Below are 13,540 nucleotides of genomic sequence, written 5' to 3' on the forward strand. Positions count from 1 at the left end.
ATTAACCTCTTATTACCGTGATGGATTGCTCAGTAATTTCGCTGACAATACCGTCAATACTGGCGTGGACAGGTGCGCCTAATGCACCGGACGGCACATCGGCAACGCATTGACCGCGAACAACGTGTTCGCCCTGCAGTACACATGGGATGGCGCTGGCACCAATATGCTGGCGTAGCAACAGCGTCGTTTTATCCGTGGGATAATCAGTCTCAGTCAGTGGCGCATCGTGATACCAGTCGCTAAGGCCCAGTTTGGTAATAAGGCGCTTCACCGGAATAAGCCGATACTTCGCCATTTCATCCTCAGGATTTAACGGCCCTTCATAACGATGGTTGAGCGCCCGTAGCTCGCGTTTAAGCATGCGGTTAATTCGCATCGGTGAAATCCCAACCGGACAGGCTACGCTTTCACATACATTGCATTCTGAACAGGTCAGGGCCGTGAGCAGTAACTGCGGTGTGGCCGCCTGCTGATAATTAACCGCGCGAACCAGCAGGTGCGGCGATAATTCATGGCCGATCAAATGCCTTGGGCACAAATCCGTACACAAACGACACTGCTCGCAAACGGTTTTTGCGACGGAAAGCACGGTGCGTTCATCCTGCATCCGCCGCTGAATCAACGCATGAGACTTTGGTAAAACCAACAGTCCCCCGGTGGTCTTGCTGACTGGGGTATCCAGTGAGGTAATCAGGCCGCCCATCATCGGACCACCGTTAATAAAACCGGGATCGTCAACGGTAGCACCACCGGCCAGTGCCAGAACCTCACGTAAAGACATTCCGATAGGGACGGTAAGAGTGATTGGTCTGGCGACCGCGCCGTTAACGGTCAGGGTACGGCGCGTAACCGGATATTGCTGCTCAACGGCTCTGGCGATGTTGAGTACAGTCTGGACGTTATTGACCACCACGCCGACGCTGACCGGCAGCGCGGCAGGCGGAACTCTCCGGCCCGTTGCCATCCAGATGGTCAAAACCTCGTCACCAGCCGGGTAGACATCAGGCAAAATATGTAAGCGGATCCCGGCAGGCAGAAGGGGCGTTAACGCATTGATAGCCTTTTGATATTTCTCTTTGAGCGCAATAATACCGGCCCTGGCCCGGGTAGCCGTCATGGCATATTGAACGCCACGGATAAGTCGCTCAGCCTGAACGGCCATCAATTGCTGGTCAACTTTCAGCATCGGTTCACATTCTGCCGCATTGACCAGAAACGTATCGACCTGCGCCTGTAATTTTACGTGAGCAGGAAAGCCTGCGCCTCCGGCCCCGACAACACCCGCTGCGCGAACGCGTTCGCGAATTGTCTGCGCATCATAAAGCGTGGACTCTGCCGTCATGGCTGTCTTCATAATAATTCCTCAAGCAGTTCCTGCATGGCGCTGGCGTCGGCAACACGAGGATTGGTTTGCAGCGTGACATCAGCCAGCGCGGCCTGAACCATCGACGGTATACGTTGTGACCAGGCTTGCTTTCCGTCTTTAAGCGCGTCAGCAAAAGAAGGTAACGCACACTGTTTTTTGAGTAGCTCTATATGACGAATTAGCGCATTCAGTGCCGCCGTATCGTTCGCGTTATCCGGGCATAGGTGGCAGGCTTTAGCGAAACGGGCATAGCGCTTCGCAGCCCGCGGATCGCGGGCATTAAAATGAATGACATGGGTCAGCAGCAGCGCATTGGCAAGTCCGTGGGGCAGATGAAACTGGCCGCCCAACTGATGGGCAATCGCATGATTGATACCCAGACCAGCCTGACTGAATGCCATTCCCGCGAGCGTTGACGCGTTGTGCATTTTTCCTCTGGTTGCCAGGCAGTCGCCTTTGCTGACGGCGACAGGCAGGTACTGGAAGACAATTTGTGCCGCTTTTTCAGCCAGCGCATCGGTGAAGTCGCTGGCTTTCGTGGACACGTAAGCCTCCAGCGCATGCGTTAATACGTCCATGCCGGTATTCGCTGTTATGGCTGGTGGAACGCTGACGACCAGCGTCGGATCAAGGATGGCCATGTCCGGATAAAGCGCCTTATTAAATAATGGATACTTAATGCCTTTATCCGGATCGCTAATCACGCAGGCGCTGGTCACCTCCGATCCCGTGCCGCTGGTGGTGGGAATTGCAACGCAGGTTTCAATCTCAATACCGAACTGTCGGCTGAACCAGACGATGGCTTTTGCGGCGTCCAGTGCAGAGCCACCGCCAAAACCAATTACGACGTCCGGTCGTAGGGACTGCATTTGCGCAATCCCTTGTACTACCGTGTTAATGGTGGGATCGGGGGTGATATCGCTGAAAATGCTGATGCGGTTATCCGCTGGCAGCGCGTCGCGCAGCTTTTCAATCAGGGGAGAACGCGCGAGAAAACCATCGCAGATAATCCAGATATGCTTATTCGTGAAGCGCTTAAGCACATCCAGGCTTCCCTGGCCGCTGTACAATCGAGTTTGCAGTGAAAAGCTTTTCATAACGGCCCCATTAGCGAATAGAAAAACCGTTTGTCAGCACGCAACGACGAGAGCGTGCGAAAGTGCGCGCAGATGTCGTTCCTTCGCCGGTCGGCGTTGCGATGGTGAAGGTGGTAAAGCCTTCACCACCAACGCCAATCCCAGCATAAGAGGGGCCATTTTTCACAAAAATGGAGGTCTGAAGCGTGCGCGCGGCAAGGTTCAGACGTGACACATTTTGCGAATGCATAATGGCGGTGTGATGCAATCCCTCTTCAACCTTCAGGGCCAACGTTAACGCGCTGTCAAAATCGCTCACCGTTACGATGGGGAGCATTGGCATCAGTTGCTCGCTGGTAACCCATGGGTCGTCAGCCTTGACGATACCTATCAGTAATCGAGGTGCTTTTGCCGGAACCGGTATTCCCGCGGCTTCCAGTAAGGTTGCCGGGCTTTTCCCTACCAGTTGTTTATTGGCTATTCCTTCTGGCAGACAAACTGCGCGCAGTTTGTCTATCTCTTCGCTATTGAGTCGCATCGCGCCAAAAGACTGCATTTGTTGAACCAGTCGTTCGGCAACGGCATCAACAACAATCAGGCTCTTCTCAGCAATGCAGGGGAGGTTGTAATCAAAGGATGCGCCATTGATGATATCTTCCGCCGCCTTAACCAGGTCGGCTGTTTCATCAACAATGCAGGGAGGATTGCCTGCGCCTGCGCCAATGACTTTTTTCCCGCTTTTCATGCCCATAGCAACAATGCCTGGACCACCGGTAATCGCCAGAACTGCGATTTTAGGGTGCGCCATCATCTGCTGGGTAGCCTCAAAAGTGGGTTCTGTGACCGTGACGACAAGATTCCGAATCCCGCAGCAGCGAAAAGCAATATCTTCAATCATGGTAATCAGCTTCAGTGAGACCGCTTTTGCACCTGGATGTGGGCTAAAATAAACGCTATTTCCCGCAGCCAGCATACTGATGCTGTTGTTAATAATGGTTTCCGTCGGGTTGGTGCTGGGGGCGACGGAACCAATCACGCCAAAGGGTGAATACTCGAATAACACCATGCCACCGTCGCCGGTAAGCGCCGTGGTGGTGAGATCTTCGATACCCGGGGTATTGTCCAACGCAGCTTTATTTTTAAGGAACTTATCCTCTTTGTTGCCCATTCCCGTTTCGGCAGCGCTTTCAGCAGCCAATGAAGCAAGGTGAGGCGTCAGCTCTTCTCGCAGGGCGTTAATGATGGCGCTGCGGGTTTTCAATGGACATTGCTGATAACGCAGAAAAGCCTGATGAGCGGCATCGATCGCTTCGCTAACGGACGGAAAAATTCCATTACCCTTAACTTCTGCTTTTGCCGGGGCAAGTTGCTCACTCAAAATGTTACGAATAAGGGTTTCAAGTTCTGAAGTGTTCATTGATGTGTTCTCACGTTAATTGCCGCAATGGCCGTTTCTGCAATGTCCATATCCTGCTCAACGCTTCCCCCGCTGATGCCAAGACCCCCAAGGAGTAACCCCTCACGCCATAATGCGTACCCGCCACCGAAGGTGACGACTTTTCCCTGCATATGGCTTTCCAGACCGTAAAGCGCGGCGCCTGGCTGCACTGCCGATGTCAGCTCATGCGTGGCGGTTTTCATTGCCACGGCGGTCCAGGCTTTTTTCGGTGCCAGTTCGCTACTGACGAGTAATGCGTCAGGCATGCGCCAGGTCACCGTTTGGGTCCCATTCGCATCAACAATGCTGATGACGACCGGAACCTGAAGTTCTTCTGCTCTCGTTACCGCAGCGCGAGTGAGTTGGTGGAGTTCCTGAAAAGACAGAGACATAGCCGGCTCCCTGGTGGCTGATGTACGGATGGCTGCGAGATAACGCTCCGCCACTTTCTGAATAATGTTGTTTTGATGGGCGTCATGATCTTCTGCTCGTGCAAGCGCATATAAGCAGTCGGAGAGGCGATTGATATAACGCATCAGCACGTGTCTGACGGAAATCTCGGTGGAGAGTTCGACCAGTCGCCTCTCTGCGCGGCGGGCCAGCGTGCGGGCAAAGTGCAGACGGCTGGCGGCTTCGCTGCGGCCAGGTAAAATAAAGCTGCGTAGGGGGGGCACTCTCCGCATCGCGGTATCGATGGCGGCTTCCAGCGCGGCAATTTCTTCTGAGCTGATGTAGCGCTGCTCTGGCGCTGGCTGTTCGCTTTCGCTTGCCAGCTCGGCGCTGAACCAAAAAAGCTGCAGTTGAATGTTTTCGAGTAACTGGCGGTGCTGCGGGTTTTTCGCTGCGCAAACACACAGGCTAAGCGCCGCATTAAGTTCGTCCAGCGTACCGTAAGCCTCAACGCGCGGGTGCGTTTTGCTCACGCGTTGCCCGGTAAAGAGGGCCGTTGTGCCGGCATCGCCAGTGCGGGTATAAATCGCCATAGTTCCTCCTAACGAGAAAGCGTGTCGACAATGCCGACGATAGCCAGATCGATGGCCTCATTAGGGCCGGAAAAAACGTGTCTGGCGCTGGAGCCACTGCTGAGTAATACCAGTTCTCCAGTTCCAGCGCCGACAGAATCAACCGCGACTTCATCTCCACTCACAGGGGACGCGGGAAGCTCTCCGTCCGCACTCACCCGACGTACCAGCAACAGTTTCTTCCCCACCAGTGATGGGGATTTTTGCGTGGAAACCACAACGCCTGTAACCCGTGCCAGATGCATAGCTCACTCCTGCTTAATTAATTGGACATTTCGCGTACCGACGGCGTCCTGAGCCAGAGCCGTCACGACACATCGACGACGTAGCACCAGAACGCCCCCCTTCAGTTGGGCGACGTCGGCATAGCTGAGAAGTTTGTCAGGATGCAAAACGATGATTCGCCCCAGCTCGTCGCTGAACTCCAGAGGCAGACGCGCAAGTTTTCTAACGGGGATTGCGGGTAACAATCGGTGTTGTAGTGAAATTTTCACGCGGACTCCGCATGCCAGCGCTTCGTGGATCGTTACCACCGACATGTTGTCCGCGCAGCCCTCGGCAATTTGCTCCAGCAATGGCAGGTCCGCCTGCAGGAGGTGGAGCGACGAGTACTGGCAGCACAATGTCCGTGGTTCGATTTCCCGTAACTGCGCGACGCTAAGCGAGAGCGTGCTTTCCGCGCGTTTTTTTAATCGGGAAACAACCTCCTCGATAATGCGTTGCAGCAGTTCGTTGTTCATCGTGGGCTCACCAGTGTGGCAAATGCCTGCGGATTATCTGCGCCCGCAGCATTGGCTTCGTCGGTATCGATATGCATCTCAAGGCGCATATCCGGCGAAACGCGTACGGCGACGTTATCGAAAATCAGTCGACGTTCATCGCCATTAATGGCAACAGAGACTTTATCGCCATGGGAAACGCGCAGGATTAGGGCATCGAGCGGCGACATATGGATATGGCGTTGGGCGACGATTACCCCGGATGCTAAGTCCAGTTCAGCAAATGGACTGATAAGGCGAACGCCTGGCGTGCCCTCGATACTGCCTGACATCCGTAGTGGAGCAGCAATTCCCAACGTACGAGCGTCGGTACGAGAAATTTCGACCTGACTGGTGCTACGCAGTGGGCCGAGTAAGCGCACATTTTTTAACTGACCTTTTGGTCCCACCAGCGTGACGGTCTGGTCTGCTGCATATTGTCCGGGCTGCAGCAGCTCTTTTTTCTCACTAATAGGGTGATTGGGAAACAAGCGGTCGTAATCTTCAGCGCATAGATGAATATGACGATTAGAGATCCCTAGCGGAATAGGGCGCTCACGCATTTCATCCAGAACTTTGGTGACCGTTGTCTCCAGTTGCTGTTTATCCATCACGCTTCACCTCGTTTGCCTGAGTGCAGACAAAGAGAGCGCGGCTCGCCCTTTTGACGGGGGCAGGCAGGGTCAAGACACAGATTGCAGCTAATCAACTCTGCATCTTGTGGCGCTTCGGGCGCTGCATGGTCCTCAGGAATCTCTTCATGTGGTACGACCGGTGTCGGGGCGGGCGCTGGCTCAGACTCAGACTCAGACTCCGGGGTGATGCTATGTGACAGAATGCCATCCCCTGGTCTGGATATGACTTTGTGAGCCACCAGTCCATCTCGCTGGTCAGCGAAACTGACACCGGTGGAAATGGCCGCCTGGACGGAGGCCACATCCCCGATTATCTTGATCACCATCCAGCCTGAACCGTTGGTTTTTTCGAGGCCCACCAGCGTGATGGAGGCGGCTTTCGCCATGACGTCCGCGCAACTGATGGCTAATGCCAGACCACTAACTTCAAGTAATCCCAGTGATTGCTTCACGCTGTGCTCCTTGGTTGCAACGACTTATGCGGATTTAGGTAAAATGGCTTCAACGTCGCTGTGCGGACGCGGGATAACGTGGCAGGATTTCACCTCGCCAACGGCGCTTGCTGCAGCGCTTCCTGCATCTACGGCAGCTTTCACTGCGCCGACATCGCCGCGAACCATAACGGTGATAAGGCCTGAGCCGATTTTTTCGTAACCAACCAACTGCACGTTTGCGGATTTCACCATGGCATCAGCGGCTTCAATAGCGCCGACAAGCCCTTTTGTTTCAACCAGTCCCAGTGCGTTATTCATACTGCTTTTCTCCTGTGGGTTATGAGTGGCATTCCCGAAACGGAATGCCTTTAACCAGCCGCGCAGCGTTATTACCAATGCTGCGTCGGGCATGGTTATCTTGTTGATACGTCAGCGTAAATAGTGGCGCTGATGTGGGTAAGTTTTTATAGTGCACGACCAGTTTTTCGCGACTGCAGCCAATGCCAACCAGCAGTGGCGATTGGCAAGCCGCCAGCCATGCGTTGTGGATAACGTCAGTTGACGGGCTCTCCTGAATCACAAAGGGGATCCCTTCTTCTTCAATACCCAGCAGCACATCACTCCAGACGTCAGTGCATCCAGCAGTGGCGAAGATAACGATGGCTGGCGTGGTGAGATTACTTTCCATGAGCGAATGCCTTGTACCAGGAGAGAATCAGCCCTGTCGCGACCGCGTTGCGCGGACCTTCGGTGCCTCGAATGTTGCCGCGCCCGGCAACCAGGCGATAGTGTGCCAGCGCATCGGTGACCAGTTGCGGAACTTCAAAGTCCAGGGATGAGCCGCCAACCAGCACCACAAAGGGAATATCCCGAATGTTCCCGGTCGGACTCACCTGACGTAGCGCTCTGAGTGCGTTGGTGACGAAAACGCGTTCCTTAGCGCTGCGGCGAATGGCCCGGACTTTCTCCAGCGCCAGTTCGCCTGGCAGTGGCACCAGTTCATCGGGTTTTACTACGCATACGCGGGCAAAAACCGTTGGCGGGAGAGGTGTAGGGAAGAACTGGACGCTGCCATCTTCGTGGCGAAGATGGAATAAGCTCTCGACTTTAGCCAGCGGGTACTTTTTGATCTCTTCAGCGAGATAACGGTCTTCCAGCCCCAGTTCACGGGCAATAATCATCGTGACCATATCGCCCGCACCCGCCAGGTGTGTGGCAATAATTTCGCCTTTCGGGTTGATGATGGAGGCATCGGTCGATCCTGCACCGAGATCCAGAATAGCCAGTGGACGCGTCGTGCCGGGGGTGGTTAAGGCCCCCAGAATGGCAGCTTCGGCTTCGGCGCCGCCAACCTGGACGTCAATGTTGAGCTTTTGCGTGATTTCCTGAGCAATCATCGCCATTTGCAGGCGGTCTGATTTCACCATGGAAGCAATGCCGACAGCCTGTTCCAGCGAGAACTCACCGGCTAGTCCGCCGGTCACGCTGACGGGAACCGAGGTATCGACTGCCAGCAGGTCCTGAATAAAAATTTCGTGGCTGGGTTTGTTGGTTAATTCAGCCATTGTCTGGCGCACATGCTCCAGCATGCCGCCAATATTGGTGCCAGCCTCTCCGGTGACGTTATCCAGTTTCGGGCATTCACCAACCGCTTTCATAATCGCTTCAGCGCCAGCTGCAACGTCGACCCGTACGGTACGACCCTGTGACTGTAGCTCCAGATTTCCGGCAGGAATGGCTCGTGCTTTCACATCACCTGACGGTGTTTTCACAACCACGGCAGAACGGTTGCCAATCAGCGCCCGCGCCATCGGGACAATGTTTTTAGTCTCGTCGGCGTTGAGGCCAAAAACGGTCGCAATCCCGTAAGGGTTAGAAAGCGTTTCAATGACTTTTCCTGGAATTGCGACCTCAATGGCAGCCAGCATACCTAACGGGATGCGGTCGATATGAAGGACTTCATCGACGATAGGCAGGGGGTGGGTCAGACGATTACTGACCAACACGCCATCGTCCTGCTGCAAAATAACGCCAGTTAACTGGTATCCGGCGCGGACGGAGGCATTAATCATCGTGGCGACATCGGCGAAATCAAATGCCGATGACACCACCAGAATATAGGGCGTATCCGCCGGACGGCTGAGCAGGTCTTCCGGCGTAATAGTGACGCCAACGCCTAATCCGACGCCGCCCGGCGTTTTAGGGTTATGGCCGATCATGGTGGATTCAGTGATGATGGTTTCGGTTATCGTTTCCATCGCGACGTCACCAATGACCGGGGTGGCTTCGTTAATGCGGATGAGCGAAATATCGCTGACATTGATACCGGCATTTTTTGCTGCCAGCGAAAGTGCCTCCTGAATACCAAACACATTACGTAATGTGCCTTTAATTCCGGTGGTTTCTGCCAGCGCACTGCCGGTGATGCTCAGTGCGCCAGACTCATCGAGGGTAGCCAGAGCGACTTCCGTTGATGAGTTGCCTATGTCAATGCCAGCTATATATCGCATGATCCTGTCCCTGAGTTAGTCGTCGCCTTTGAGTTTTTTACGCTCAACGTACAGCGCTGCCGCTTCACGAACGAAAGCTGCACAGATCTTTGCCTGATAACGATTTTCGAGATCGTCAGCGATAGCCATCAGCTCGTCTTTCGTTGAGCGGTATGGGCGCAGCGCGTTGTAGATCTCAAGAATGCGATCGTCAGGTACAGCGGTTAGCTCAGCGGCGCGCTCGAAGTTCATCGCCAGCCTGTCACGTCCGGCATCTTTGGCGATTTCCGCCTGAAGGCGCAGCGTTTCAGGGGTGATGCGCATGTCCTGCGCCGTCACTTTGTTGCTCAGAACATTTTCGAGCGTGAAGTCATCCAGAGTTTTGTTGGTTGCGGTTTTTACCCACTCAGGATGTTTATTCGCGAGAGGGTAATCCGTGACTTTCGCGGTATGTGCTGGTGAACTCGCCGCGGCCGGCGTCGCGGGCTCGCCTTGCAGGCTGTTCATCCGGCTCAGCACATCCCGAACCATCGATTCAATTGCGTCGGTATTCATGGAGTTATCCTTTATCAAAGCGCCACGCGCAGTTCCTGCGGGTTTTTGCCCGTCACGACGTATTTGGTCTCTTTAATGTGCAGAATGGCCGATTTCGCCTGGTACTTAGGACGAGCCATCTGGTCATTCAGAGTAGGGACCGGTTGCGGAGATTCACGCTTGGCATAACGCGCGGCGTTTTTACCGATCTGACGATAGGTTTCCAGCGTCAGAAGCGGTGCCTGAGGGAACAGCTCCAGGTTAGAAAGCGGCGGTAACCCCTGCTGGTGGATAACCGTGGTGCCTTTTGACTGGATGCCGATAGAGATCCCGGAACCGCTCAGACGGTTACCTTCCACGGCGACAAATGCCACATCGGAAGATTTAAAGCAGCGGATAACGCGCGCTTTAATGCCTTCTTCTTCAATACCCGCAATCACTTCGCGCAAGATGTTCTTATGCGGGATCCCTACGATATTGACGGTTTGCGACAGTCCAAACGCGGGACCTACGGCAATAATCACTTCGTCCTGCTGCTGGCCTTGTTTGGCTTCGCCAATCTCGGTCAGAAAGCTGTCGCCCTGCGCCGCTGCAGCCTGTGGCGCGCTAGCCGCTGTCGATGCGCGGAATGAGACGGGTTTGTCGCTGGTTTGCATTTCAGACAGTACGTCTTCAATTATCTGGCGCAGCAGCTTTTCATTGATTTCCATTTTTCACCCCTTAGCCAAGTTCGTTGGGATCAAGTGCGCCAGGGATGTTTTTGATCTCTTCCCAGCGTTCGCCTTGTAGGCGATAACCTGTTGCCGGACCGGCATAGTCATTGACGTCATTTACTGCGGATAGCACCTGTCCGTCGCCAACGATAATGGCGGAGGTATGCAGATAATCCCCGGTTAACTTGGCTTTCTGGATGTTGAGCATGTCCTGAGCAACATCGGTAAACCCGCCCTGAGCAAGGGCTTTCACCACTTCCAGACCGTTACGGTTTTTATTGATGATCTCTTGCGCAAACTTGATATCTTCAACGATGTTTCGCTCCGGCATATCTTTCGAACCGTGGGCGTAAGTCGCCGCTTCCACTTCTTCATCAGTGATTGGCGGTAATCCCATCCCGGCAAAGACGGCCTGCAGTGCACGTGCCGCTTTATTACGAATGGCGATAACGTCTTCTTCACGAACCGGACGCAGACCCCCATCTACCTTGAGGTCTCGCTGGAGAACGTTGTAGTCGTCAAAATCTTCGGCATCCTCGTTCGAACCCGCAAACATGTTGTCGTAGTTCGGTACAGCGGAATAACCGGAAGAGATGAAGTCAGTACCCGGCAGGAATTGCATCAGCAGGCGGGCAGTACGACGCATATCCGAGTGGGTAAAGGTTTGGTCGTTGCTGGAGGCACACTCCAGATCCAGGGAAGAACAGATCAGGTTTTCAGCTAACACCGCACGAATGCCTGACGGCACAGCGGAAGGCACGCCGATGCAGCTTACTGAGCCATTTTGTAAACCCTGTACGCCAGCGGCTTTGGTGATGTAAATACAGCGGGCTTCGAGGTAAAGCATCGATTTACCTTCGGCGTAGCCCATCTGAACTTCTGAGCCAGAACCGGAGGTAAAGCGCATTTTCAGACCGCGTGAGGCGTAGGAAGAGGCGAGGAAACCTTTCGACCATGGCGTGTCATCGCCGTCGGTAAAGACGGGTTCAGTACCATAAACAGAAATGGTTTCCGCGTAACAGGTGTGGCCTAACATACCGAGTTTAAGTTCGGTCGCTTCTTCCAGCGAGCACTGGGTTAATACGCCAGGGCGCCCAACCTGTGAGCCGACTAACAGCGCAATGGCGTTAAAGGGTGCATAACGCGCAACGGCAACCGTCGTTTCCTGTTCGTCAAATCCGCGCCAGGCGCCTTCAGCCGCATCAGCGGCAATCTGCACTGGATTATCTTTAACGTTAGTGACGTGCGCCTGCTGAGACGGTGTACGACGAGCACGCATTTTCTGCATGGCCATCATCATCTCAACGACGTTCATATGGGACACCACTTCGACAATTTTTGCCGGGGTCATTGCGGTGGTCAGCGGCACAATGTCTTTGCGCTTCACGTTAGGGTCGCAAAGCATATTGGCAAGTTTTACTGAGTCCATCGCCATGACTTCTTCAGCGCGCGCCAGGTTAATGCCATAGCGGGCAATGAAATGGTCAATTAAGTCAAATTCACTGGCGGATTTGCCGTCCAGTTCTGTGACTGTACCATTGACGATTTTAATCGACGGTTTAGGGTCGTTCGGGCTTTCCATCGCAATGAAGCCTTCTTCGATCCACTCCTTAACGAAGCCATCCTGATTCACAGGGCGCTTCGCCAGTGCTTCAAATCTTTTCGATCTCATGAATCAGCCTCACTGATATCAGATGTAGGACGGACGATCGTTTTTCGGTTCTGAGCCGAGGGTCCCGAGTACGGTTTTACCGATTTCGCGGGCGGAGATAACGGCCTGACGCACAGCGCCGGAATCGCCTGAAATGACCAGAATGGCTTCGTTACTGAAGCTGGTGCCATGGGCAGGGGAGCTGTAGGCCACAACTTCCACGTTGGCGGATTTCAGCGCAGTATCAGCCATCAGGACACCAACGGATGCCGGGGCGCCGACGATCACGCCACAGGCACGGCCAATCGGTGCACCAAAGGCTTTTTCCAGCGCGTAGCTGGCGCGTGCGGTGTATTGCATCTCGATGTGACCGGCTTCGTTGGCATAAACATCGCCAAAGGTGCGATCCAGTTCTTTCAGCGCAACCTCAATTCCGCGTTTCACGTCGGAAACATCGTTGCCGCCGAGAATAATCAGCGAACCGTGACCCGCGCCGCCTTTGGTATCACGTGGCAACTCAATACTGACGACTTCAGTATTGGTGGCTTTTACCGCTTCATCTGCGGCCATGATGTGCGGGCCTGCACCAGTACGCGCGCCAAGGATGCCAATGGAGCGATACCGTTTTTCAAGTTTCATTGCGTCCAGTAGGGCGCTGTCCACGTTGGCGATTACCAGACCGACGGTGTCGCCAATCGCAGTACCGACAAACTCCGTTAAACTGCAGCTTTTCTCTGCCATAGCCGTTTCTCGTGTTGGAGGATTATTTTCAGGGATAGCCTGCTGTTCCGGCGTTGCCACGCGAGCAATCACCTGCGCCATGATCTGATCAACCAGCTCATTGCTGCTCATTAGCTAATTCCCTTCGGTAAGATTTTTTCTACATCGGTGTGAGGGCGTGGGATGACGTGTACGGCTTTCACTTCTCCCACATTACGTGCTGCGGCGGCACCTGCATCTGTTGCTGCTTTGACTGCGCCAACATCGCCGCGGACAATGACTGTTACCAGCCCCGAACCAATTTTTTCGTAGCCGACCAGCATTACATTGGCTGACTTCACCATTGCATCTGCGGCCTCTATGGCTGCAGTCAAGCCTTTGGTTTCTACCATTCCTAACGCTTCTTGTTGCATAAAGACCTCGCCTGGGTTGTCCCGATGTTCATGACTATAAAAAGAAGCGAGGAAAAAGAATGGCTGACTTGAAATTGAGAGTGAAAAAATAATAGAGGTAAGGTGATATAAAATTGCTATTAATTATTTTAACTTGTTGTTTTTAATGGATATATTAAATCTTATTGATATGATTATTTAGTTATGTCAGTTCCACATTTACACTTTTTCTGGTGACATTATAAATATCATTTGCTATGCGAAAAAAATGAAATTGTGATGGTGGTTTGAAAACGGATTTCTGCTAAT

At 53.7% G+C, this 13,540-nt stretch carries 16 protein-coding genes; all 16 read right to left on the reverse strand.

Annotated elements, in window-relative coordinates:
- Position 1: 1 nt before the first annotated feature.
- The 16 genes from pduS to pduA are packed head-to-tail and all read right to left on the reverse strand — an operon-like array spanning position 2 to position 13,252.
- On the reverse strand, positions 2 to 1,357 hold the full coding sequence (pduS, locus tag HV229_RS09700; protein WP_080858873.1) for a cobalamin reductase PduS: 1,356 nt from the start codon (positions 1,355 to 1,357) through the stop codon (positions 2 to 4).
- Positions 1,354 to 2,466, reverse strand: a complete 1,113-nt coding sequence (locus tag HV229_RS09705; RefSeq protein ID WP_047357933.1) for a 1-propanol dehydrogenase PduQ — start codon at positions 2,464 to 2,466, stop codon at positions 1,354 to 1,356. Before HV229_RS09705 ends, pduS begins: the two co-directional genes overlap by 4 nt.
- Before the next feature lie 10 nt (positions 2,467 to 2,476).
- Positions 2,477 to 3,862, reverse strand: a complete 1,386-nt coding sequence (gene pduP / locus HV229_RS09710) for a CoA-acylating propionaldehyde dehydrogenase PduP (protein WP_047415486.1) — start codon at positions 3,860 to 3,862, stop codon at positions 2,477 to 2,479.
- Positions 3,859 to 4,866, reverse strand: coding sequence for a two-domain cob(I)yrinic acid a,c-diamide adenosyltransferase PduO (gene pduO, locus HV229_RS09715; RefSeq protein WP_053389620.1), 1,008 nt, complete (start codon positions 4,864 to 4,866; stop codon positions 3,859 to 3,861). The genes pduP and pduO overlap by 4 nt, the downstream gene beginning before the upstream one ends.
- 8 nt (positions 4,867 to 4,874) lie before the next feature.
- Positions 4,875 to 5,150: a EutN/CcmL family microcompartment protein gene (locus tag HV229_RS09720; RefSeq protein ID WP_003030211.1), complete on the reverse strand. Its 276-nt coding sequence runs from the start codon at positions 5,148 to 5,150 to the stop codon at positions 4,875 to 4,877.
- 3 nt (positions 5,151 to 5,153) lie between these two features.
- Positions 5,154 to 5,645 carry a microcompartment protein PduM gene (gene pduM / locus HV229_RS09725; protein ID WP_049040282.1) on the reverse strand — a complete coding sequence of 164 codons (492 nt, stop codon included), beginning with the start codon at positions 5,643 to 5,645 and terminating at the stop codon, positions 5,154 to 5,156.
- Positions 5,642 to 6,274: a phosphate propanoyltransferase gene (locus tag HV229_RS09730; RefSeq protein WP_016153533.1), complete on the reverse strand. Its 633-nt coding sequence runs from the start codon at positions 6,272 to 6,274 to the stop codon at positions 5,642 to 5,644. The genes pduM and HV229_RS09730 overlap by 4 nt, the downstream gene beginning before the upstream one ends.
- Complete coding sequence (locus tag HV229_RS09735) at positions 6,274 to 6,750, reverse strand: BMC domain-containing protein (RefSeq protein WP_053389622.1); 477 nt, start codon at positions 6,748 to 6,750, stop codon at positions 6,274 to 6,276. The genes HV229_RS09730 and HV229_RS09735 overlap by 1 nt, the downstream gene beginning before the upstream one ends.
- Positions 6,751 to 6,774: 24 nt before the next feature.
- Positions 6,775 to 7,050: a propanediol utilization microcompartment protein PduJ gene (gene pduJ / locus HV229_RS09740; protein ID WP_001057752.1), complete on the reverse strand. Its 276-nt coding sequence runs from the start codon at positions 7,048 to 7,050 to the stop codon at positions 6,775 to 6,777.
- A 19-nt stretch (positions 7,051 to 7,069) separates the two neighbouring features.
- Entirely contained in the window at positions 7,070 to 7,420 is a 351-nt protein-coding gene (locus HV229_RS09745; protein ID WP_016156873.1) for a glycerol dehydratase reactivase beta/small subunit family protein, read from the reverse strand.
- Positions 7,410 to 9,242, reverse strand: a complete 1,833-nt coding sequence (locus tag HV229_RS09750) for a diol dehydratase reactivase subunit alpha (RefSeq protein ID WP_019077098.1) — start codon at positions 9,240 to 9,242, stop codon at positions 7,410 to 7,412. Before HV229_RS09750 ends, HV229_RS09745 begins: the two co-directional genes overlap by 11 nt.
- Before the next feature lie 15 nt (positions 9,243 to 9,257).
- A complete protein-coding gene (pduE, locus tag HV229_RS09755; RefSeq protein ID WP_046275691.1) occupies positions 9,258 to 9,776 on the reverse strand; it encodes a propanediol dehydratase small subunit PduE in 519 nt (172 codons plus the stop codon).
- 14 nt (positions 9,777 to 9,790) lie between these two features.
- Positions 9,791 to 10,465: a propanediol dehydratase medium subunit PduD gene (pduD, locus tag HV229_RS09760; protein WP_003844241.1), complete on the reverse strand. Its 675-nt coding sequence runs from the start codon at positions 10,463 to 10,465 to the stop codon at positions 9,791 to 9,793.
- Positions 10,466 to 10,475: 10 nt separating this feature from the next.
- Positions 10,476 to 12,140, reverse strand: coding sequence for a propanediol dehydratase large subunit PduC (pduC, locus tag HV229_RS09765; protein ID WP_003030249.1), 1,665 nt, complete (start codon positions 12,138 to 12,140; stop codon positions 10,476 to 10,478).
- 18 nt (positions 12,141 to 12,158) lie between these two features.
- Positions 12,159 to 12,971, reverse strand: a complete 813-nt coding sequence (gene pduB / locus HV229_RS09770) for a propanediol utilization microcompartment protein PduB (RefSeq protein WP_016153528.1) — start codon at positions 12,969 to 12,971, stop codon at positions 12,159 to 12,161.
- Entirely contained in the window at positions 12,971 to 13,252 is a 282-nt protein-coding gene (pduA, locus tag HV229_RS09775; RefSeq protein WP_003030255.1) for a propanediol utilization microcompartment protein PduA, read from the reverse strand. The genes pduB and pduA overlap by 1 nt, the downstream gene beginning before the upstream one ends.
- Between the last annotated feature and the right edge of the window lie 288 nt (positions 13,253 to 13,540).

The organism is Citrobacter sp. RHBSTW-00524 (genome assembly GCF_013747755.1).
GTDB lineage: Bacteria > Pseudomonadota > Gammaproteobacteria > Enterobacterales > Enterobacteriaceae > Citrobacter > Citrobacter braakii.

What these genes read in the sequence shown, in the direction of transcription:
- pduE (WP_046275691.1), bottom strand. Translation starts at nt 9,776, where the DNA reads ATGAATACCGACGCAATTGAATCGATGGTTCGGGATGTGCTGAGCCGG.
- HV229_RS09720 (WP_003030211.1), bottom strand. Translation starts at nt 5,150, where the DNA reads ATGCATCTGGCACGGGTTACAGGCGTTGTGGTTTCCACGCAAAAATCC.
- pduP (WP_047415486.1), bottom strand. Translation starts at nt 3,862, where the DNA reads ATGAACACTTCAGAACTTGAAACCCTTATTCGTAACATTTTGAGTGAG.
- pduD (WP_003844241.1), bottom strand. Translation starts at nt 10,465, where the DNA reads ATGGAAATCAATGAAAAGCTGCTGCGCCAGATAATTGAAGACGTACTG.
- HV229_RS09730 (WP_016153533.1), bottom strand. Translation starts at nt 6,274, where the DNA reads ATGGATAAACAGCAACTGGAGACAACGGTCACCAAAGTTCTGGATGAA.
- pduM (WP_049040282.1), bottom strand. Translation starts at nt 5,645, where the DNA reads ATGAACAACGAACTGCTGCAACGCATTATCGAGGAGGTTGTTTCCCGA.
- pduC (WP_003030249.1), bottom strand. Translation starts at nt 12,140, where the DNA reads ATGAGATCGAAAAGATTTGAAGCACTGGCGAAGCGCCCTGTGAATCAG.
- pduO (WP_053389620.1), bottom strand. Translation starts at nt 4,866, where the DNA reads ATGGCGATTTATACCCGCACTGGCGATGCCGGCACAACGGCCCTCTTT.
- pduS (WP_080858873.1), bottom strand. Translation starts at nt 1,357, where the DNA reads ATGAAGACAGCCATGACGGCAGAGTCCACGCTTTATGATGCGCAGACA.
- HV229_RS09745 (WP_016156873.1), bottom strand. Translation starts at nt 7,420, where the DNA reads ATGGAAAGTAATCTCACCACGCCAGCCATCGTTATCTTCGCCACTGCT.
- pduA (WP_003030255.1), bottom strand. Translation starts at nt 13,252, where the DNA reads ATGCAACAAGAAGCGTTAGGAATGGTAGAAACCAAAGGCTTGACTGCA.
- HV229_RS09750 (WP_019077098.1), bottom strand. Translation starts at nt 9,242, where the DNA reads ATGCGATATATAGCTGGCATTGACATAGGCAACTCATCAACGGAAGTC.
- pduJ (WP_001057752.1), bottom strand. Translation starts at nt 7,050, where the DNA reads ATGAATAACGCACTGGGACTGGTTGAAACAAAAGGGCTTGTCGGCGCT.
- HV229_RS09705 (WP_047357933.1), bottom strand. Translation starts at nt 2,466, where the DNA reads ATGAAAAGCTTTTCACTGCAAACTCGATTGTACAGCGGCCAGGGAAGC.
- pduB (WP_016153528.1), bottom strand. Translation starts at nt 12,971, where the DNA reads ATGAGCAGCAATGAGCTGGTTGATCAGATCATGGCGCAGGTGATTGCT.